Source organism: Janthinobacterium sp. LS2A, from assembly GCF_036543145.1.
Lineage (GTDB): Bacteria > Pseudomonadota > Gammaproteobacteria > Burkholderiales > Burkholderiaceae_D > Janthinobacterium > Janthinobacterium aestuarii.
In genome coordinates, this window is sequence record NZ_JAZHPB010000010.1 from 26,291 (window position 1) to 46,903 (window position 20,613).

21 protein-coding genes are annotated in these 20,613 nt (G+C 63.1%); 9 read left to right on the forward strand and 12 right to left on the reverse strand.

Annotated features, from left to right (window positions below):
- Window positions 1–12: 12 nt before the first annotated feature.
- The 3 genes from V3C40_RS23955 (at window position 13) to V3C40_RS23965 (ending at window position 2,878) form a co-directional block, all read left to right on the forward strand.
- Window positions 13–756 (forward strand): DNA-binding protein, encoded by a 744-nt coding sequence (locus V3C40_RS23955; protein ID WP_034752328.1) that lies wholly within the window; start codon window positions 13–15, stop codon window positions 754–756.
- A 129-nt stretch (window positions 757–885) separates the two neighbouring features.
- Entirely contained in the window at window positions 886–1,878 is a 993-nt protein-coding gene (locus V3C40_RS23960) for a chemotaxis protein CheB (RefSeq protein ID WP_072454017.1), read from the forward strand.
- A gap of 52 nt (window positions 1,879–1,930) precedes the next feature.
- On the forward strand, window positions 1,931–2,878 hold the full coding sequence (locus V3C40_RS23965; protein WP_331778701.1) for a cupin-like domain-containing protein: 948 nt from the start codon (window positions 1,931–1,933) through the stop codon (window positions 2,876–2,878).
- On the opposite strand, the gene V3C40_RS23970 is transcribed toward V3C40_RS23965, so the two are convergent.
- Entirely contained in the window at window positions 2,875–3,786 is a 912-nt protein-coding gene (locus tag V3C40_RS23970; RefSeq protein ID WP_331778702.1) for a DMT family transporter, read from the reverse strand. The genes V3C40_RS23965 and V3C40_RS23970 overlap by 4 nt on opposite strands.
- Before the next feature lie 51 nt (window positions 3,787–3,837).
- Here V3C40_RS23970 and V3C40_RS23975 point away from each other — a divergent pair, with 51 nt between their 5' ends.
- Complete coding sequence (locus tag V3C40_RS23975; protein ID WP_331778703.1) at window positions 3,838–4,395, forward strand: helix-turn-helix domain-containing protein; 558 nt, start codon at window positions 3,838–3,840, stop codon at window positions 4,393–4,395.
- 8 nt (window positions 4,396–4,403) lie between these two features.
- Here V3C40_RS23975 and V3C40_RS23980 read toward each other — a convergent pair whose 3' ends face one another.
- The 4 genes from V3C40_RS23980 to trpS all read right to left on the reverse strand — a co-directional run bounded on the left by V3C40_RS23980 (window position 4,404) and on the right by trpS (window position 9,195).
- On the reverse strand, window positions 4,404–5,135 hold the full coding sequence (locus V3C40_RS23980; protein WP_331778704.1) for a class I SAM-dependent methyltransferase: 732 nt from the start codon (window positions 5,133–5,135) through the stop codon (window positions 4,404–4,406).
- Window positions 5,132–6,373: a voltage-gated chloride channel family protein gene (locus V3C40_RS23985; RefSeq protein ID WP_331778705.1), complete on the reverse strand. Its 1,242-nt coding sequence runs from the start codon at window positions 6,371–6,373 to the stop codon at window positions 5,132–5,134. Before V3C40_RS23985 ends, V3C40_RS23980 begins: the two co-directional genes overlap by 4 nt.
- A 36-nt stretch (window positions 6,374–6,409) precedes the next feature.
- Window positions 6,410–7,999 carry a pyridoxal-dependent decarboxylase gene (locus tag V3C40_RS23990; protein ID WP_331778706.1) on the reverse strand — a complete coding sequence of 530 codons (1,590 nt, stop codon included), beginning with the start codon at window positions 7,997–7,999 and terminating at the stop codon, window positions 6,410–6,412.
- A gap of 119 nt (window positions 8,000–8,118) precedes the next feature.
- Complete coding sequence (trpS, locus tag V3C40_RS23995) at window positions 8,119–9,195, reverse strand: tryptophan--tRNA ligase (RefSeq protein WP_217494627.1); 1,077 nt, start codon at window positions 9,193–9,195, stop codon at window positions 8,119–8,121.
- Between the two features lie 318 nt (window positions 9,196–9,513).
- Between trpS and V3C40_RS24000 the strand changes: the two genes are divergently transcribed.
- Complete coding sequence (locus V3C40_RS24000) at window positions 9,514–11,466, forward strand: CocE/NonD family hydrolase (protein ID WP_331778707.1); 1,953 nt, start codon at window positions 9,514–9,516, stop codon at window positions 11,464–11,466.
- On the opposite strand, the gene V3C40_RS24005 is transcribed toward V3C40_RS24000, so the two are convergent.
- The 5 genes from V3C40_RS24005 to V3C40_RS24025 all read right to left on the reverse strand — a co-directional run bounded on the left by V3C40_RS24005 (window position 11,463) and on the right by V3C40_RS24025 (window position 15,585).
- Window positions 11,463–12,320, reverse strand: coding sequence for a DMT family transporter (locus tag V3C40_RS24005; RefSeq protein ID WP_331778708.1), 858 nt, complete (start codon window positions 12,318–12,320; stop codon window positions 11,463–11,465). The genes V3C40_RS24000 and V3C40_RS24005 overlap by 4 nt on opposite strands.
- Before the next feature lie 7 nt (window positions 12,321–12,327).
- The gene (locus tag V3C40_RS24010; RefSeq protein ID WP_331778709.1) at window positions 12,328–13,149 is read right to left on the reverse strand and encodes a substrate-binding periplasmic protein; all 822 of its coding nucleotides are present in this window, start codon (window positions 13,147–13,149) and stop codon (window positions 12,328–12,330) included.
- 100 nt (window positions 13,150–13,249) lie between these two features.
- Window positions 13,250–14,533, reverse strand: a complete 1,284-nt coding sequence (locus V3C40_RS24015) for a TCR/Tet family MFS transporter (RefSeq protein ID WP_070303117.1) — start codon at window positions 14,531–14,533, stop codon at window positions 13,250–13,252.
- A 119-nt stretch (window positions 14,534–14,652) separates the two neighbouring features.
- A complete protein-coding gene (locus V3C40_RS24020) occupies window positions 14,653–15,303 on the reverse strand; it encodes an HD domain-containing protein (protein ID WP_331778710.1) in 651 nt (216 codons plus the stop codon).
- A gap of 3 nt (window positions 15,304–15,306) precedes the next feature.
- Window positions 15,307–15,585: a hypothetical protein gene (locus tag V3C40_RS24025; protein WP_139143373.1), complete on the reverse strand. Its 279-nt coding sequence runs from the start codon at window positions 15,583–15,585 to the stop codon at window positions 15,307–15,309.
- Between the two features lie 48 nt (window positions 15,586–15,633).
- On the opposite strand from V3C40_RS24025, the gene V3C40_RS24030 reads away from it, so the two are divergent.
- The 4 genes from V3C40_RS24030 (at window position 15,634) to V3C40_RS24045 (ending at window position 19,690) form a co-directional block, all read left to right on the forward strand.
- Complete coding sequence (locus V3C40_RS24030; RefSeq protein WP_034752308.1) at window positions 15,634–16,125, forward strand: chemotaxis protein CheW; 492 nt, start codon at window positions 15,634–15,636, stop codon at window positions 16,123–16,125.
- A 42-nt stretch (window positions 16,126–16,167) separates the two neighbouring features.
- On the forward strand, window positions 16,168–16,359 hold the full coding sequence (locus V3C40_RS24035) for a hypothetical protein (RefSeq protein ID WP_331778711.1): 192 nt from the start codon (window positions 16,168–16,170) through the stop codon (window positions 16,357–16,359).
- A gap of 4 nt (window positions 16,360–16,363) precedes the next feature.
- Complete coding sequence (locus tag V3C40_RS24040) at window positions 16,364–17,971, forward strand: methyl-accepting chemotaxis protein (protein WP_219328412.1); 1,608 nt, start codon at window positions 16,364–16,366, stop codon at window positions 17,969–17,971.
- Window positions 17,972–18,052: 81 nt separating this feature from the next.
- A complete protein-coding gene (locus V3C40_RS24045; protein ID WP_331778712.1) occupies window positions 18,053–19,690 on the forward strand; it encodes a methyl-accepting chemotaxis protein in 1,638 nt (545 codons plus the stop codon).
- Here the strand turns inward: V3C40_RS24045 and V3C40_RS24050 are convergent.
- Entirely contained in the window at window positions 19,687–20,253 is a 567-nt protein-coding gene (locus V3C40_RS24050; protein WP_331778713.1) for a ribonuclease HI family protein, read from the reverse strand. The genes V3C40_RS24045 and V3C40_RS24050 overlap by 4 nt on opposite strands.
- A complete protein-coding gene (locus tag V3C40_RS24055; protein ID WP_331778714.1) occupies window positions 20,250–20,591 on the reverse strand; it encodes a hypothetical protein in 342 nt (113 codons plus the stop codon). Before V3C40_RS24055 ends, V3C40_RS24050 begins: the two co-directional genes overlap by 4 nt.
- Window positions 20,592–20,613 lie beyond the last annotated feature (22 nt).

Sequence of the window (20,613 nt, forward strand, 5' to 3'; positions counted from 1 at the left end):
AGAGCACACGACATGGCAAAAGTAAGCGCGGAACAGATCAATGCGGCAATGGAAGCGATGGCCGGCGAAGGCCAGTCCATCACGGTGCGCGCCTTGCGCGAACGGCTGGGCAATGGCGCCTGTCTGGGCACCATCAGCAAGCTATTGCAGCGCCGCAAGGCCGGTGCGCAGCGCCAGATCGCTGCCGCCGCCGAACTGTCGCCCGTGCTGCAGCAAGCCATCCTCGATTATGTAGGACAGGAATTAAGCGCCAGCCACAGCGCGCATGAAGCCGAGATGAACGACAATCAACAGGAATTGATGGACCTGGCCAGCGAGAACGAGCGCCAGCAAGAGTTGCTCGACCTGCAGGCGGGCGAGCTGGAAACCTTGCGCGAGGAGCTTGAACGCGAGCGGCAAGTGGCGAACCAGGCCCGCACGGATCTTGCCAAGGCCCAGCTCCGCCTGGAAGGCTTGCCGCGCCTGGAAGAGGCGGCCGAGCAGGCGCGCATGGACCTGGCCAAGGCGCAATTCAAGCTCGAAGGCATCCCCCGCCTGGAAGAGGCCGCCGAAGCGGCGCGCGCGGAACTGATCCAGGCCCAGTTGAAGCTGGAAAGCCTGACACGCGTGGAAACGGAACTGGCGGCCGCGCGCCTGGAACTGGAAGCGGAACGCGAAGAGCTGGGCGAAACGCGCGCCGAGCTGGACGAAGAGCGTACCTTGCGCATCAAGGCGCAGCAGTTCATCGTGGATCCAATATTCAAGACGCCAGTCTGAAGACACCCTGACCAAACCTGCTGCGCGTCGTCCCTGAGCTGACGCTTCTTATAGTGTTAGTCGGCGCACTGAATCGTGTTACCAGGCGCGGCAAAATAGTTCAGTGATCCGGGCGCGAAAGGGGCAGGCATGGAAACGCTGATCGTCATGGGGGCCTCGGTGGGCGGCGTAAGCGCGCTGTCCACCATCTTCGCCACCTTGCCGGCGGACCTGCCCGCGGCAATCCTGGCCGTCATGCACGTGGGGGCGCGCAACAGCGTGCTGCCCGAGATCCTCGGCAAGACCTCCGCCTTGCCCGTGCGCTTTGCCGAAGAGCGCGAACCCGTGCGCGCGGGACGCATCCTGCTGGCGCCTCCTGACCGGCACATGCTCGTTGCCAACCTGGCCGGCCAGGCGATGGTCGAGCTGACCCGGGGTCCGAAGGAAAACCATACGCGTCCCGCCATCGATCCCCTGTTTCGCAGTGCGGCCGCCGCTTTTGGGCCGAAGGTGGTGGGCGTGGTTCTCAGCGGCTACCTCGATGATGGCACGGCGGGCTTGCAGGCCATCAAGGCCTGCGGCGGCAAGGCGCTGGTGCAGGAGCCGCAGGACGCGGTGGCGCCGTCCATGCCGCAAAGCGCGATCGACCATGCCGGAGTGGACTGGTGCCTGCCGTCCACCGAGATCGGGCCGGCCCTGCTGGCGCTGGCCAGCGGCGCGCCGGCGCCAGCCGTCGCTGCACAGTCCTTGCCGCCCGTGCCCCAGTGGGTTGCCGTGGAAAACCGTTTTGCGCGGGGAGTGGGAAATATGGAGCAACTGGAAAAAATTGCCACGCCATCGACGTTCACCTGTCCCGAATGCCAGGGCACGCTGTGGGAGCTGCATGGCCAGAAGCCGCAGCGTTTTCGCTGCCATACGGGCCACAGTTTTACGGCGCAGACGCTTGGCGAGTTGCAGCATGAAAAGGCGGAAGACGCCATCTGGGCCGCCGTCAGGGCGCTGCAGGAAAAAGAAAAACTGTACCTGAACCTGGCCGCCAAGGCCCAGGCTTGGTTGCATCCGGGCACGGCCAGCGAGTATGCAGCCAAGGCGCGCCAGGCAGGCGAGCAGGCCGATATGCTGAAACGGGCCTTGCTGGCTTAAAATAGCGCACTGTCGCGCCATGCCGCGCGGCGCCTGATCGCAAAGAAGGTTTATGTCCGCAGAAAAAAAAGAGCCGCTCCCGCTTGCGGCAGCCCCCGTATTGCCACGTGCACTGCCGCCGAGGCCGCCAGCCGAATTCAGTTCGCCCGAAGCGGCCCTGGCCCGCAAGCAGGCGCGCGAAGACAAGGATGCGCAAGTGCGCGGTGTTACCTCTATCGACGCCATGCGCGAGGCCATCAAGCAGGCGGCGCGCGGCTTGCCTGCCATCACCGAGGTGCCGCGCCTGGCCATGCTGGACGCCGCCGCCTTCCGCGCGCGCGCCGCGCAGGGCTTGCCTTTCCTGATGCGCGGACTGGTGCGGCGCTGGCCCTTATCCAAGCTGGGGCCTGACGTTTTGCGCGAGCAGTTCAGCCACGTGCCCGTGCGTGCGCGGGTGGGCGACTACATCAACACGGCCTTTGCGGCCGATCGCGCCATGCAGGATATGTCGATGGGGCAATATCTGGATCTGGTGGCAGAGGGCAAGTATGTGCTGCCGCCCTACCTGGGCAACCTGGAATTACGCGAGCTGAACCGTTTGTGCCACTGGCCCACGTATTTCGACAAGATGGGCCCGCCGCGTTTCTGGGTCGGGCCGGCCGGCACGGTGACGCCCTTGCACTGCGATTACGACGACAATATCTTCGCCCAGGTGTGGGGCCGCAAGCGCATCTTTTTATCGCCGCCGCACCACGATGCCTTCCTGTATCCGAGCGAAGCGAACGCCATCCTGTTCGGTTCGCCTTTCGACCCGGAAGCCCCCGATTTTCAGCGTTTTCCCCTGGCACGCCAGGCGACGATGATCGAATGCATCGTCGAGCCCGGCGACATGCTGTATGTGCCCGCCGGCTGGTACCACCAGGTGCGTGCGCTGACGTTTTCGCTGTCCTCTAACCGCTGGGCCAGGGCCGTGCCGCTGGCCTTGCATGGGGATACGGCGCTGCGGCGTACCGACGCTTAATCTGATGGCACGATGGCTTTGCCGTCGGCGCGCAGGCGTTTCGGCCGCCACTCGCTGAGGATGCCCGCACAAATGATCAATATCGCGCCGACGATGGCCAGGGCCGGCAGCCGTTCGCCGGCGGTGCGCCCGATCACGCCCGCCCAGACAGGCTCGCCCGCATAGATCAGGGTCGCCTTGGTGGCGGAGATGCGCTTTTGCGCCCAGTTCATCACATATTGGATCAGCGCGCTGGCGCAGCCCAGGGCCAGCACGCTGAGGATGAACGTCTTGCTGAGGACAGGTGGCGCTTCGCCCATGACGGGCATTAGCAGCAGGGCGATCAATGACGCCGTCGCTAGTTGCACGATGGTCACGCGCAGGATATTCATTTGCGGCGAGACGCGGCTGATGAGGATGATTTCCAGCGCGATCGCGATGGCGCCCACGGCCGTGATCAGCTCGCCCGTGCCGAAGGCCATGTTCAAGCCGTCCGTGCCCGTGAGCAGCAGCAAGCCGACGAACGCCAGCACGACAGCCGCCCACACGGCAGGGTGAGGCCGCTGCTTGAAGACCAGCCACTGCACCAGCGGCACGATGGGCACATAAAAGGCCGTGATGAAGGCCGATTTGCTGCTGGAAATATGCATCAAGCCATAGGTTTGCAGCGCGTAGCCGCCAAAGATGCTCACGCCAATGGCCATGCCCGTCAGCAACTCCGCCTTCGTCAAGTGCCGCAACTGGCCCCGGCAAATCAGGGCGCCGATGCTGGCGGCCACGGCAAAGCGGGCGGCCACGAAGGCCAGCGGGCCGCTGACCGTCACGGCATGTTGCACGACGAGAAACGTTCCGCCCCAGATGAAGGTGATGGCGATCAGGGCCAGTTCGGGCATGCCAAAGGCGGGCGGGGGACTTGCGTGTGTTTTCATGGGGCGCTATGCTATGAGCAAAATATTTCCCATCATCATAGGAGCAATATATTGCGCAGTCAAGCCGAGGCCGGTGGCGTGCTGGCACACCTGGCCACCAATCTGCGGCGCTTGCGCCTTGCCGCCGGCCTTAGCCAGGAGGAACTGGGGCGCCAGTCTGGCCTGAGCCGGCGCATGGTCAACGGCGTCGAGGCGGGCAGCACCAATATCAGCCTGGCCAATCTCGACCATGTGGCGGCCGCCTTGAATGTGGCCTTTGTCGACCTCGTCCAGCCGCCGCAGCAGCCGCACGACAGCCTGCGCGTGCTGATGTGGCAAAGCGCATCGCAGGCCAGCCAGGCCGTGCTGCTGGGCGCGGCGCCCGCCAGCCGGCAGGTGGAACTGTGGTCGTGGACCCTGGCGTCAGGCGAGCGCTACGATGCGGAAGCCGATCCGACCGGTTTCAGTGAAATGCTCTACGTGCTGGAAGGAACGCTGCAGCTCGTGCTGGCGGCGGAAACCAGGCAACTGGCTACGGGCGAATTTTTTGTGTTCAGCAGCGCGCAAGCGTATGCGTACGTGAATGCGGGCGCGTCGACCTTGCGCTTTACGCGCAATGTGGTCAGCTGACGGCGCGGTTACTTGAGGCTACACCCCACCAGCAACAGCATCGGCCGCTCGCGCTCTTCGGCCAGGGCCGGTTGCTGCGCGAGCTGTTCGTCGCTGGGTCCCCATTCTTCCACGTGTTCCAGCTGGAAACCAGCGCGTAGCAAAGCATTCAAGGTCGTGCCGAGGGTGCGGTGCTGCTTGATCACGCCGGGCGCCAGCCAGTCCGACACGCGCGGGCCTTGTAGCTGGTAGTTGTCGACGGGCCAGGTCTTGCGGCCTTGCGCATCCGTCAGCCAGCCGGGCTGGCGCGGCGCCATGAAGATCGGGTGCTCGATGGAAAACACCAGCTTGCCGCCAGGCTTCAAGCCGTGGCGGATGGCGGCCAGCAGGGTGTCGAAACCTTCGATGTAGTGGAACGCCAGCGAACTGTAGACGAGGTCGTAGCTGGCTGGCGGCAAGGTCAGTTGTTCCAGATCAAGCCGCGCATAGCTGACCGTCGGGTGTTCTCCCATGGCGCTTGCCTGCGCCAGCATCTTTTCCGACACGTCCACGCCCAGCACGCGTGCCGCGCCAGCCTCGACAGCCCAGCGGCAGAACCAGCCATAGCCGCAGCCCAGGTCCAGCACGCTTTTTCCTTGCAACCCGGGCAGCATGGCGCGCAGGGCAGGCCATTCCGGTGCGCTGTCGAGGCCGCCGACGGAGCGCGGCAGCTGGCTGTAGGCCGTGAAGAAGCCGTCGTTGTCGTAGATATTCTGTGTCATGCGTCGATGTTCTTGGGGGGCATGCGCTTGGCATGCCCGCCCCGTTGCGCCCGGTAAATGCCCGCGTGGCCGGAAAACAGGTAGGCCACGACGCAGGCGATGGCCGCGTACACGCCGATCTCGGCGCCGAAAAGTTCCATGGCCATCAGGGTCGAGGCGATCGGCGTGTTGGCCGCGCCCGCAAAGACGGCGACAAAGCCGATGGCCGCCAGCAGGGTGACGGGCTGGTGCAACAGCGGGCCCAGCGCATTGCCCAGGGTCGCGCCGATGTAGAACAAGGGCGTCACTTCGCCGCCCTTGAAACCTGTGCCCAGTGAAACAATGGTAAACGCCATCTTGCCGAGAAAATCCCAGGCGGGCAGCGGTTCCTTCAGCGCGTCGGCGATGGTGGGAATGCCCAGGCCGATATACTTGTCTGTGCCGATCAGCCACACGGCGACGGCGATGATCACGCCGCCGGCTAGCGGACGCAGCGGGGCGTAGGCGATCCAGCGCTTCATCAGGCCGCTCAAACCGTGCGTGGTTTGCGCAAACAGTTTACCGGTCACGCCGAACAGCACGCCCGCGGTCACCATGGCGCACAAGGTCCAGGCGGAGAGGGCGGGGATCAACGGCACGGCGTAATGCGTATGGTGGACTCCCCACAGCAAGCCCACCTGGTCGGCGATGATGGCGGCTAGCAGGCAGGGCAGCATGGCTTCGTAGCGCAGGCGGCCGATGGCCAGCACCTCCAGGCCGAAGATGGCGCCCGCCAGCGGCGTGCCGAAGACGGAGGCAAAGCCGGCGCTGATGCCGGCCATCAGGATGATGCGGCGGTCTTCGTTGTTCAGGCGGAACAGGCGCGTGAGCTGGTCGGCCAGCGCGCCGCCCATCTGCACGGCCGTGCCCTCGCGTCCGACGGAGGCGCCGAACAGATGCGAGATGACGGTGCCGCCCAGCACCAGCGGCGCCATGCGCAGCGGAATGATTTTTTTCGGGTCGTGGATTTCATCGATCAGGAGATTCGCGCCGCCTTCGACGCTGCTGCCGTAGCGCAAATACAGCCAGCCGACGGCAAAGCCCGCCACGGGCAGCAGCCAGATCAGCCAGGCGTGCGCCAGGCGCGTGCGCGTGGCCCAGTCCAGGGCGAACAGGAATAAGGCCGAGGCCGATCCCGCCAGCACGGCCACGACCAAGGCCAGCAGCAGCCATTTCAACAGATGCTGTAGTAGATCGGTGAGGGCGCTAAGACGCTGCATCGTGCATCCATTCAAAACTGATGGGTGGGGGATTCCTTACAGGCCCAGTTCCGCCACCAGCACCAGGCCGATGGCGCGCTGTTCGGCCAAAATGGCGCGCAAGTGGTGGGGGCGCGTCTTGACATTCGTCATGACCACGCGCAGCACGTTGGTCGGGCCAGGGTAGCGCGTCGATTCCAGCACCGTGCGCGAAACAAAGCTGTGGCCCTGCGCCTTTTGCCGGTTTTGCAGCTTGGCGTTCAAGGTGTTCAGTTGCTTGTTCAGTTCGGTGGCAGCGTCCACCTGGCCGCCGGCCAGCAAGGCCTCCATGCGCTGGCGCAAGTGCACGGGCACGTAGCGGTAGGTGAGAATGAAGGTATCGGAGCGCGTGACCAGTTCGAAATCCTGCTGGTCGGCCAATAAATCCTGCAACTGGCCGGACAGGGTGGCCGCCTGCTGCAGCAAGGTCGTGTAGCCGGACACGCCCAGAACCTTGAACGAGGTCCACAGTTTCAAGGCATCGAAGCGGCGCGAGCCTTCCAGCGACGTCTGGCCCAAGTCGCCCGAGTTGTCGCGCAAGATGTAGTTGGCATTGTGCTTGAGCAAGTTCAGGCTGGCGCTATCCTTGAACAGCACCATGCTTTGCGCCATCGGCACCCATAGCAATTTGTGGCCATCGATGACGACGGAGTCTGCCAGCGCAATCCCGTCGTACAACGCGCGGTACTGTTCCGCGATCAATAGGGCGCCGCCCCAGGCCGCATCCACGTGGAACCAGATGCTTTCTCGCGCGGCAATGGCCGCCATCGCGGCCAGCGGGTCGATGGCGCCCGTTTCCGTCGTACCGGCGATGCCGATCATGGCGACGACTTTGATCTTGCGCAGTTTTAAATCGGCAATGGTCGCTTCCAGCGCGGCGACGTCGATGCGGTTGTCGCGGTCGACGGCCACCAGCTGCAAGGCGTTTTCGCCGAGGCCCAGGGTTGCCAAGGCCTTTTTCACGGAGTAATGGCTGCGCGCCGAGCCGATCACGGCCAGCCCCGCGTAGCCCGATTCCTGCATGGCGGCGAACAGGCCCCGCTTGCGCGTGCCCGGTAATTGTTTTTCCAGCGCCACGGCCAGCGCCGTCAAGTTGCCCATGGTGCCGCCGTTGACGACATTGCCCAGCGCGCCGCTGGTGGCGGCCATGGCCTGCGTGTAGACAGCATCGGGCTGCTGGTAGACCTGGCGGTGCAGCCAGCCGAGGATCTGTTTTTCGATCAGGGTCGACACGTACGCCGTCTCGATCTTGACTTGGTTCTGGTTCAGGGTGGCTGTAAACGCTTCGGCCAGCACGCTGATCCACGGCAGGGCCTGCGTCATGTGGCCGATGTATTGCGGGTGGTTCAGCTGGGCCGTATTGGCCAGCACGGTGGTGTCGAGTTCTTGCAGGAAATCCGCCACGGGCATGCCGTGCGCGGGCAGGCAGGTGTCGGACAATTGCGTCAGCAGTTTCGCATACGGCGTGTGCGGATAGGGCGTGTCGCGTTCGGCGGCCAGCCAGCCGCCCAGCATGCCCAGCGCCTGCTGCAGGGGCGCGGGTGCCTGCTGCAGCGCATCGATGGAAAAATGCTGCTGCAGCAGCTGTTCGATAGGGGTATCGGTCATGGCGCGTTGTCTTCTCTACGGATTGCTGGTGCCACGGTGACACAAATGCATCGCGCCCAGGCGGAAGCGGGATTTTACCCGACTCCGCCTGAGCGCATCAGTTTGCTGACTGTCTGTGATCAGAAGTAGTTGAGGCCCAGCGCCGACTTGACTTCATCGGCCGTGCGGGCCGCCACTTCGCGTGCCTTGAACGTGCCTTCCTTCAGCATCTGGATGACTTGCCCCTTGTCCTTGGCGAACTCTTCACGGCGGGCGCGGATCGGTGCCAGCATTTCCTGCAAGACCACGTCCAGGCGCTTCTTGACGATGCTGTCGCCCAGGCCGCCGCGCACGTAATGGGCTTTCATTTCGGCCAGCGCCGCTTTTTCCGGATCGAAGGCGTCCAGGTACGTAAAGGCGATATTGCCTTCCAGGTGGCCCGGGTCTTCCACGCGCAGGTGCAGCGGGTCGGTATAGACTTTTTTCACGGCGGCCGTGATTTCGGCCGAGGTCGCGCCCAGGTTGATGGTATTGCCCAGCGACTTGCTCATCTTCGCCTTGCCGTCGATGCCGGGCAGGCGGCCGATGTCCGGTACTAGCGCCTTGCATTCCATCAGCACTTCGCGGTTGTACATGCGGTTGAAGCGGCGCACGATTTCATTCGTTTGCTCGATCATCGGGATCTGGTCTTCGCCCACGGGCACCACGCCTGCCTTGAAGGCCGTGATGTCGGCCGCCTGGCTGGCAGGGTAGGTCAAAAAGCCCGCTGGAATGTCGCGCTCGAAGCCGCGCAGGCGGATTTCTTCCTTGACGGTGGGATTGCGCTCGAGGCGCGCCACGGTGACGATATTCAGGTAGTAAAAGGTCAGCTCGGCCAGTTCCGGGATTTGCGACTGGATGAACACCGTGGTTTTCGTCGGGTCGATGCCGACGGCCAGGTAGTCGAGCGCCACTTCGACGACATTGCGGTGCACCTTGTCGATGTCGTCCATATTGTCCGTCAGCGCCTGCGCGTCGGCCAGCATGATGAATTGCTTGTAGCTGTTCTGGTAGCGGACCCTGTCGCGCAGGCTGCCCACGTAATGGCCCAGATGCAAGGGACCGGTCGGGCGGTCGCCCGTCAGGATCACGGATTGCGAAGCGATGGCGGCGGGCGACAGCGGTGCTGCCGGTGCGTCATTCTGGTCTTGGGTATCTGGGGTGTTCGGCAAGCTCATCAAGTTTCCTTTTGAGCCGCCTGCATCGGGGATGATCCAGGCTGAGCCTGTTACGCCACCGATCGAGGCGGCGTGGATCTAATTCACATCACTATACAGTGGCCGCGCGAAAGTGAGCGGGACCACCAATTCAAGCAGGCGTGTTGTGAAGGGATAAATTTCATGGCGTTATGGTTGCAGTTTGGGCGCGTTCTGTCAAGTTTGCGGCCCGATTTATCTGCTGTGCTGCGTCAGAGGCTAGCCTACTGTGGAACTTGCTTTCCGGGTATTATTGCCATTCGGCCACTTTTGCGTGGCATGAATCCATTGGAGAACAGTATGCGCGTGTCGTCCCCCGTCCGGCTCACCGGCCTGGCCCTGGTTATCAGTTCCCTGTATGCTGCGCCCGCGATGGCGCAAACGCCGAAAACGCCGCCCATGACGCCCGATATCGGCGCCAAGCTGGTGATGCCCGACGTGAATGATTACGTCAAGCGCGTGGTGATGATTCCCATGCGCGATGGCGTCAAGCTGTACACGGTCATCGTCGTGCCGAAAGACGCCAAACGGGCGCCTATCATGCTCACGCGGACGCCCTATAACGCTGCCCGCCGCGCCCAGCGCGCCACCAGCGCCAGCATGCTGGCCACCTTGCCGCAAGGCGACGACACCCTGGTGGAAAACGGCTACATCCGCGTATTCCAGGACGTGCGCGGCAAGCATGGCTCGGAAGGCGATTACGTGATGACGCGCCCCGTGCGCGGCCCGCTCAACAATACCAAAGTGGACAATGTCACGGATGCGTGGGACACCATCGACTGGCTGTCGAAGAATATCCCGGAAAGCAATGGCAAGGTGGGCATGCTTGGTTCCTCGTACGAAGGGCATACAGTGCTGATGGCCCTGGTCGACCCGCATCCGGCGCTGAAGGTGGCCATTCCCATGAGCGCTATGGTCGATGGCTGGCGCGGCGACGATTGGTTCCATAACGGCGCCTTCCGCATGCCGAGCTTGTCTTACCTGGCATGGCAGACGAGCGTGCGCGGCAGCGGCGAGGCGCCCGTGCTGGGCGCCTACGACGATTACGATGCGTATCTGCGCATCGGCTCGGCCGGCGACTTTGCAAAGAAATTCGGCATCGACAAGCTGACCTATACGAAAAAGCTGTTCGAGCACCCGGCTTACGACAGTTACTGGCAAGAACAGGCGCTCGACAAGATCCTCGCCAAGCGCCCGCTGATCGTGCCCACCATGCACGTGGTAGGGCAGTGGGACCAGGAAGACATCTATGGCCCCTACGCCAGCTACTGGGCGATGGAAGGGCGCGACACGCGCAACAATCTCAATTACCTGGCCATCGGCCCGTGGCGCCACAGCGGCGTCAACTACGAAGGTTCCAGCCTGGGGGCCCTGAAGTTTGACGGCGACACGGCGCGCCAGTTCCGTGAAAAAGTCATGCAACCATTCCTCAATCAATACCTGAAGGATGGCGCGCCGGAAGCGCCCACGGCACCCGTCGTGTCGTACCAGAGCGGCACGAACCAGTGGCAGCGCCTGCAGCAGTGGCCGCTGGCCTGCGAGACCTGCGACACCAAGCTGACGCCGATCTATCTGCAGGATGGCTACAAGCTAGGCTTTGCCGCGTCATCGGCCACAGCCGATGCAGCCAGCGGCGCGTTCGATGAATACGTGGCCGATCCGGCGAAACCCGTGCCTTTCGTAACCCGTCCCGTGCGCCTGAACGATGCAGACGTGTGGAAGCCATGGCTGGTCAGCGACCAGCGCGGCTATGCGGACCGTACGGATGTGCTCAGCTATGTCTCGGAACCGTTGAAGACGGCCGTGCGCATCGCTGGCGCGCCGATGGTCAACCTGTTTGCCGCCACCAGCGGCACGGATGCCGACTGGGTGGTGAAGCTGATCGACGTGTATCCGGACGAAGTGCCGTCGCAGCCGGCCATGGGCGGCTACCAGCTTGGCGTGGCGATGGACATCTTCCGCGGCCGCTACCGTGACAGCCTCGAACATCCGACCGCGATTCCTGCCGGCAAGATCGAGCGCTACCGTTTTGCCTTGCCGAACGCCAACCATGTGTTCCTGCCCGGCCACCGCATTGCCGTGCAAGTGCAGTCGAGCTGGTTCCCCCTGTACGACCGCAATCCGCAAACCTTCGTGCCGAATATCTTCCTGGCCCAGCCAGGCGATTATAAAAAGGCGACGCAGCGCGTGTACCACGCGGCAGGGGCGGCCAGCGCCATCGAGTTGCCGATCGCGCCGCTCGACGCCCGCTAGGCCATTCGCATGAGCACGGCGCCTGCCGCTATCAGGGCGATAGCCAGATAGCGGCGGGGGCTGATTTTTTCGCGCAGGAACAGCGCCGCAATGGCGATGGCGAACAGGATCGATGTTTCGCGCAGGGCCGCGATGGCGGCCACGGGCGCTTGCGTCATGGCCCACAGGGCCAGGCCGTACGAAGCGAGCGTGCCGAAACCGCCAAAGGCGGCCAGGCGCCATTGCGTTTGCGCATAGTCAAGCAGGTCGGCGGGGCGGCGCAACGCCGTCCACAGCAGCAGGCCCGTTCCGTTCAAGACAAAAATCCACATCGTGTAGGCGGCCGGCGCGCCGGACAGGCGCACGCCAATGCCGTCGATCAGGGTATAGCTGGCGATGACGCAGGCGTTGCCCAGCGCAAAGGCGGTGGCGCGCCCTGTTTGTTTCGTGGTGCCAGCCGTGGCGGGCCGGCGCGCGGCAACATACAGGCCGAGGATGCCCGCGCAGATGCAGGCGACGGCGCCCATTTGCATGGCGGACAGGCGCTCGCCGATCAGCGGCCAGCTGGCCAGCGCCACGATGAGCGGCGCGCTGCCGCGCATCAATGGGTAGGCATGGCTCATGTCGCCGGCCTTGTAGGCGGCCGCCAGCATAGAGTAATAGGCCAGCTGCGCCACGGCCGAGGCGGCCAAGTAGGGCCAGCTGGAGGGCGCGGGAGAGGTGACGAAGGGCAGCACGGCCAGCGAGATCAGGGCCGCGCCCACGGAGACGAGCACCGTGCTGAGAAAGGTATCCTTGCCCGACTTGACGATGGCGTTCCAGCTGGCGTGCAGCAGCGCGGCAAACAGGACGATGGCGACGACCAGACCGGACATGCTGGCCTTAACGGGGACGTATGCTCTGCGATAACAATTCCTGGCGGTGGTGGCGCTGGAAACCTTCCATCAGGACGCCCGAGCGGCCCGCCTTTTCCAGCAGTTCGCGCAAGGTGGCCTGATCTTCCGTCGTCAGCGACTTGCGCGACAGGTAGGCGCCGCTCATGCCCCACGGCAATTCCGGCAGCGCTTCCAGGCGCAATCGGTCGGCCAGGCCATACACGCGCGCATCGTTTTGCGCCACGCCGGCGAGGATGGTGGGGGCCATGATGGTGGCATCGATGAAGCCGCTTTGCATCAGACGTGCCACGGAGAGCGCGTCGACTTCGTAGAACAGGCGTCCCTGGCTGCTCAATTCCTTGGCCAGCGCCTGGTACGGTGCGCCATAGTCGTAGCCGCGCACGAGCGCCACGCGCAATTCGCGCCGGTCGATCAGTTCCTGCATGGTGTTGATGGGTGCGCGCGTGCCCTGCAGCGAGATCAGCAGCGGACGGCTGCCCATCAGCGGGATGAACAGGCCATGCTGGTCGCGCCGCGGCGTGCTGCTGGCCGGGATCAGCAAGTCGGCCTTGCCCGCTTCGAACATCGCTTCCAGGCGCGCGCGGGGCACGGCCGTGAAGACAAAGTTGCAGCCGAGCTTGGCGCCCATGCTGCGCAGCAAGTCGGGATAGATGCCGCTGATCGTGGCGCCACTGACGACCACGCTGGCGCCGATCGCCGAGACGGGCACCTGGATGTCGCGCGAGCATTGCGCGCCCGCCAGGGACGGCAGCGCCAGCGCCAGCATGGCCATGGTTCGGCGCCAGGCGCTGGAATAAAAGTCAGTCATACCCATCCTTGCTTGCCATCGAATGCCGGGCGTCGGTAACGCCCCGCTGATTATCCCATTCTCGCCTATTTATTTCTCAAATACAATATTATCCCCGCGGCTACTTTGTGGTGGAAACCGCAAGTCTGGCCAGGCGCTGCGCCTTGAAGTAGCGCCAGGCCACGAGGATGCCCAGGGTTTGCATGATGGCGCACAGGTAGAAGGTGCTGCCGATGCGCCAGTCCTGCGGCGGCAAATGGCTCACTTCACCGAGGATCATGCTGCCCAGCAAAGGCATGAGGATGATGCCCAGGCTGCTGATCGATTGCAGGGAGCCCATCAGTTCTCCCTGTTCGCTGGCGTTTGATGACTTCGAGATGATGCCTTGCAGGGCCGGGCCGGCGGCAAAGGCCAGCAGGTTGCACAGGATGAGCGCATACATCATCCAGCCTTGCGTGGCCAGTCCGTACAGCAGGTAGGTGAGGGCGCCCGACGCCATGCCCAGCAGGGATAAGCGCACTTCGCCAAAGCGTTTGATGAGTATGCCCAGCAAGCCCGCCTGCACGACGGCTGCGCACAGGCCCACGCAGAACAGGGCGATGCCGTTCTGGCGCGGCGTCCAGTCGAAGCGGAAGTGCGTGTACAGCACCCACGTAGTGTTGAGCATCATTTGCGCAAACGTCATCAGGCCGAAGGCCAGCACCAGGCCGCGGATCTCCACGCGGCGCACCAGTTTCAGCAGCGCGGCAAACGGGTTGATGCGGGCCAGGGTGAACGGCGCGCGCGGGCCCGGCTGCAGCGATTCGGGCACACAGAAATAGCCGTAGATGAAATTGGCCGCCGACAGGCCAGCCGCCACGTAAAACGGCAGGCGCAGATCGATTTCGCCCAGCAGGCCTCCCAGCATGGGCCCGCAAATGAAGCCCAGGCCGAAGGCGGCGCCGATCTTGCCGAAGCTCTTGGCCCGGTTGTCGGGCGTGGAAACGTCGGAGGCATAGGCGGACGCGACCGACATGCTGGCCGACGAGACGCCGCCGATGACCCTGCCGATGAACAGGCAGGCCAGGTTCGGCGCCCAGCCCGTGGCGAGAAAGTTGATGCCCATGCCGGCCATCGAGTACAGCAGCACGGGACGGCGTCCCACGCGGTCGCTGATGGCGCCCAGCATGGGCATGAAGATGAACTGCAGCAAGCCGAAGAGGGCCGCCATGATGCCGTACCAGAACGCCTGCGCATCCTTGCCGTCGACAAAATTGCCGATCAGGATGGGCAGCACGGGCACCACGAGGCCGATGCCCAGCATGTCGATGAAGACGCAGACGAGGATGAAATTGAGGTTGCCGGCGCGCGCGGGCGCGGCGGGCGATGACGGGGAATGGCTGTCGGGGCTGGTTTGATCGGACATGCATGCTTTCGGCGCGTTGGTATTGCGCCGGCGTCTTGCAGTTTTCTGCTGACGCGCGGCGCGATAGCTGAGGCTTGCATTATAGATAGCATGCGTGCTGCTGGCTATCGCCACCAGGCTTATGTGCTCATTCCCCATTCGTCAGCGAAGGCGGCGCGGAAATCCGTCAGCACGGCCAGCCGCCGTTCGGCCAGCGCGCGGCCCGCCGCCGTCTGCATCTTGCCGGGCAATTTGTCGAGCTTGGTGACGATATGGTCGAGCGCGTAGGCCTTGTCATCGAGCGGGCGATGCGCGGCCAGCGGATCCGTGCCGTGCGCGAGCGCGCTATTCATGCGCGCGGCCGTATAGAACAGGCGCGCCAGTCCCACGGCGCCCAGCGCGTCGATGCGGTCGGCGTCCTGCACGATCTGCGCTTCGATCGTGTGCGGCGGCAGGTTGGCGGAAAAACTGTGTGTCTCGATGGCGTGGGCCACGCCGGCCAATTTTTCTGCAGGGAAATCCAGTTCCGCCAGCTGGCGGCAAGCCAGCGCGGCCGCCTGGCGCGAGGCCAGGTGGCGCTCGGGATGGTTTTTCGGCAAGTTGACCAGGTCGTGCAGGTAGCACGCTGCCATCACGGTGAGGGCGTCGGCCTGCGCATATTCTTCCAGCAGGACGCTGGCATTGCGCCAGACACGGTGCAGATGGCTGATGTCGTGGGCGCTGTCATCGCCCAGGCCGGCCGTGGCCAGCGCCAGCAGACGTGGTTGCCATTGGGAAAGCAAAGAATGCATGGTTCAAAGTCGTAAAAAAGCAGGGGCCGCCAGTGTGGCATAAAACGCCGCCGCGTGGGGCGGGGCGCCCGGCACTTCGGCGTGCCGTATTTGCCACATAAATTGTATTTTTGAAAAGCACTGGTCAGACGAATGCTCTTTTTTAGTGCATGTAAAATTTACATGGGGTAACATTGCCGCACGGAAATTAGAAGCATAAGCTAATTGCGAGAAAGTATTTGCAAAAACATACAAGTGACAGCCATTCCATCGTGCTTGGCGCGTCACATCCAGGGCTTGCATGCAGCGCGCCCTGGCCTGCGCCCCAGGCGAGTTAACGAAAGGATTATCATGAACACCAATTCCAGCGATACTGGCGCAACCGTTGCCAAGGCTGCCGAATACCTGGCCTTTACCCTGGGCCAGGAAGAATATGGCATCGACATCCAGAAAGTCAGCGAAATCCGCAGCTACGAAACGCCGACCCGCATCGCCAACGCCCCCGAGTTCGTCAAGGGCGTGGTCAACTTGCGCGGCATCATCGTGCCGATCGTCGACATGCGCATCAAGTTCAACCTGGGCACGCCCAGCTATGACCAGTTCACCGTCGTCATCATCCTCAACATCGGCAACCGCGTCGTCGGCATGGTCGTCGACCGCGTTTCCGACGTCACCACCCTGATGCCCGAGCAGATCAAGCCGGCGCCGGACATGGGCCGTTCGATCAACACGGAATACGTGATCGGCCTGGGCACCATCGACGAGCGCATGCTGATCCTGGTCGATATCGACCAGCTGATGTCTAGTGCCGACATGGGCTTGATCGAAAAATTGGCCGCCTGATTTTTCCCCGCCGGTCATTTTGATTGGCTTTGTCGGAAACAATTGACTCTCGACATTGCTTGGTTTTTCTGCAAGGCGCACGCTAGCGCCTTTCCTGGCGCACGGTTCAGCCGAACCGTGCGCCAGTTTCACTTTGGTTTCACTTTTCATGCCCGCATTGATAGCGCAGCCACGCAGCGCTTCAAGGGATGCCATCAGCCGTTCGGCGCGCTGCATCAGGGCTTTTTAGGATAGTCACATGAATGTATTACGCAACGTCAGCATCGGCGTCCGCCTCGGACTCGGTTTTGCCGTGATCTTGCTGTTTTCCATGCTTATTACGGGCATCAGCGTCTGGCGCCTGCATGACGTGGCCAGTTCCACGCGCGTCATGATGGAGCAGCCGCTGGCCAAGGAACGCTATATTTCCGACTGGTATGGCCGCATCGACAGCGCCGTGCGCCGTACCATCGCCATTGCCCGCAGCAGCGATACCTCGCTCAGCGGCTATTTCGCCGAAGAATCGAAAGTGTCGTCGTCCAGCTCGGCTGAACTGCAAAAGAAAATCGAGGCGCTGATCGACAAGCCGGAAGAAAAAGCCATGTTCGCGGGCTTGCTGGAACAGCGCAAGGTGTATATCGGTTCGCGCGACCAGGTCTACAAGCTGAAGGGCGAAGCGCAGGTCGATGCCGCCAACGAGGTGTTTGAAAAGACCTTCGTGCCGGCCGCCGCCAAGTACCAGAAGATGGTGCTGGACTTGCTGGAACACCAGCGCGCCAGCATCGACACGACGGCGCGCGAGATCGACGCCGTCGCCACTACCAGCCGCAACCTGCTGCTGGTGCTGGCCGTGCTGGCGCTGGGCTTTGGCGTCGTCTGCGCCTGGTTGTTGACGATGGGCATTGTGCGTCCCTTGCGCACGGCCGTGGAGATTGCCCGCAAGGTAGCCGATGGCGACTTGACGGCGCAGATCGACGCCAGCGCCAACGATGAAACCGGGCAATTGCTGCAAGCGTTGAAGGACATGAACACGAGCCTGCTCAACATCGTCGGCGAAGTGCGCAGCGGTACGGACAGCATCGCGACCTCGTCGACACAGATTGCCGCAGGTAACCAGGACCTGTCTTCCCGCACGGAAGAGCAGGCCGGTTCGCTGGAAGAAACAGCGTCATCGATGGAAGAGCTGACCAGTACCGTGAAACAGAATGCGGACAATGCGCGCCAGGCGAACCAGCTGGCGGCATCGGCCGCGCAAGTGGCCGTCAAGGGTGGCGAAGTCGTGGCGCAGGTGGTGGGCACGATGGAATCGATCAACGCTTCGTCTAACAAGATCGTCGACATTATCAGTGTCATCGATGGTATAGCCTTCCAGACGAATATCCTGGCCCTGAATGCGGCCGTGGAAGCGGCGCGCGCCGGCGAGCAGGGCCGCGGCTTTGCCGTCGTGGCGTCCGAAGTGCGCAACCTGGCCCAGCGTTCGGCTTCGGCCGCAAAGGAGATCAAGACCCTGATCGGCGCTTCCGTGGAGCAAGTCAACGCGGGCAGCATGCTGGTGGCGCAAGCCGGTTCGACCATGACCGATATCGTTGACAGTGTGCAGCGCGTGAGCGACATCATCACGGAAATCACGGCGGCCAGCAGCGAGCAAAGCGTGGGCATCGACGAGATCAACCGCGCCATCGGCCAGATGGATGCCGTCACGCAGCAAAATGCGGCCCTGGTGGAAGAGTCGGCCGCCGCCGCCGAATCGATGCAGCACCAGGCGCATAACCTGGCGCAAGTCGTCAGCGTCTTTAAATTGAATGGCCAGCAGACGCTGAGACGCCCGGCAACTTCGCAAACCGCCTTGCGCATCGGCACACGCTGATGGCGCCGCGGCTGCCCCGTGCAGCCGCTTTCTGCTGTTCCCCTTTTATATAGTCTGGTTCCGCTTTTTTAGGATATTCACATGAATTTGTTAAGAAACGTCAGTATTGGTGTGCGCCTCGGCCTGGGTTTTGCCGTGATCTTGCTGTTTTCCATGCTCATCACGGGCATCAGCGTGTGGCGCTTGCATGACGTGGCCACGGCCACGCGTTCCATGATGGAATTGCCGCTGACGAAGGAACGCTATATTTCCGACTGGTACGCGAAAATCGACAGCGGCGTGCGCCGTACCACGGCCATCGCGCGCAGCAGCGATACGACCTTGGGCGCATATTTTGCGGAAGAGGCCAAGCAATCGTCGGTGGTTTCGGGCGAATTGCAAAAGAAAATCGAAGCCTTGATTTCCAGCCCGGAAGAAAAGGAACTGTTCCGCCTCGTGAGCGAACAGCGCAAGGTTTACCTCGATTCGCGCGCGCAAGTATCGAAGCTGAAGGCGGATGGACAGGAAGCGGAAGCGGAGCAAGCGTTCCAGGGCATCTTCGTGCCCGGTTCGACGAAGTACCTGAAAGTGGTCAACGACATGCTGCAGCACCAGCGTGCCAGCATCGATAAAACCGCGCGCGAGATCGACGAGGTCGCCAAGACGAGCCGCAACTTGCTGCTGACCCTGGCCGTGCTGGCGCTGGTCTTTGGCGTCGTCTGCGCTTGGCTGTTGACGATGGGCATCGTGCGTCCCCTGCGCACGGCCGTGGAGATTGCCCGCAAGGTGGCCGATGGCGACTTGACGGCGCAAATCGACGCCAGCTCCAAGGATGAAACCGGACAATTGCTGCAAGCGTTGAAGGATATGAACACGAGCTTGCTGAACATCGTCAGCGAAGTGCGTACGGGCACGGACAGCATCGCCACCTCGTCGACGGAAATCGCCGCCGGCAACCAAGATCTGTCTTCCCGCACGGAAGAGCAGGCCGGTTCCTTGGAAGAGACAGCGTCGTCGATGGAAGAGCTGACGTCGACCGTGAAACAGAATGCGGACAATGCGCGCCAGGCCAACCAGTTGGCGGCATCGGCCGCGCAAGTGGCCGTCAAGGGTGGCGAAGTCGTGGCGCAGGTGGTGGGCACGATGGAATCGATCAACGCTTCGTCGAACAAGATCGTCGACATTATCAGTGTCATCGACGGCATCGCCTTCCAGACGAATATCCTGGCGCTGAACGCGGCCGTGGAAGCGGCACGCGCCGGCGAGCAGGGCCGTGGCTTTGCCGTCGTCGCGTCCGAAGTGCGCAACCTGGCGCAACGTTCCGCTTCAGCGGCGAAAGAAATCAAGACCCTGATCGGCGCATCCGTGGAGCAAGTCAACGCGGGCAGCATGCTGGTGGCACAAGCCGGTTCGACCATGACCGATATCGTTGACAGTGTGCAACGCGTGAGCGACATCATCACGGAAATCACGGCAGCGAGCAGCGAGCAAAGCGTGGGCATCGACGAGATCAACCGCGCCATCGGCCAGATGGATGCCGTCACGCAGCAAAATGCGGCGCTCGTGGAAGAGTCGGCGGCCGCCGCCGAATCGATGCAGCACCAGGCGCATAACCTGGCGCAAGTGGTCAGCGTATTCAAACTGAATGGCCAGCAGGCCAGTGTCAGCGGTTTGAAGGGTGCCAAGCGCCCGGCAGCCAAGGCGCAGCGAGAAGCCTTGCGGATCGGCCGCGTTGCTTAATTTGATGGTTGCCGGGGGGACTTAGGCCCTACATCAACTGCTGGGGTCAGACCCGGCGGGTCTGACCCCCGATCGACCGCCAGCTGCGACAGCCGGTCCGCCTCGCCATTGCGGTGGCGCGGCAGCCAGCGCAAGCTGACCTCATTGAATTGTTCCAGCAGGGCCACTACGGTGGCCCTTTGCGTTTCCAGTCCCTTGGCGCCGACCGGCGTCGTTCCCAGCACGTCATTGATCACCACCTGGCTGTCGCCGAACAGCAGCAACTGCACGGGCGGCGGGCGCACCTTGAGTGCCGCTTGCAGCACGGCCGTCAGGGCCGCGTATTCCGCGTCGCTGCTGCTGCCATACCCGGCCGACTCGCTCACTTCGATGCGTTCGCCGTTCGGCCCCAGGAGCAGTGCGCCTATGCCCAGTTTGCCCGGATTCGGGTGGGCGGAACCGTCGAACCAGCCGCGCCAGGCCAGCGGGCCGCCGTGGTCCTGGCGGCTGAGCGCCTGCTGCGCGCGGCGCGCCTGCATCTTGGCTTCCTTGCGTGCTTTGCGCGCGACCGCTTCTTCCGTCATGGCTTGATCAGGAAGGTGTCGATGAGGCTGGCTACCCAGCACGCCACCATGACGCCCACGGCCACTGTCATGGCCGGGCCGTCATTGGCGGACAGCGCATCGACCTTTTCCACGATCAGCTGCACGTCGAGAGGCAGGGCGCCGCTGTCGATCTGTGCCATTACCTGGTCCAAACGTGCCATGATCTGGCGTAATACGAGCACGAGCGCGACCAGGGCCGGCACGAGGAAGAGGCAGCCGCGCGCCTTGCGTTTCAATACAAAATGCCCGCTGCCGGGAAACACGAGACCCGACAGCAGCAGGGCGAGATTACGTTTGTAAAGGGGGGAGCCGCTCATGCGTACCTTTGTGAGGAGAAAG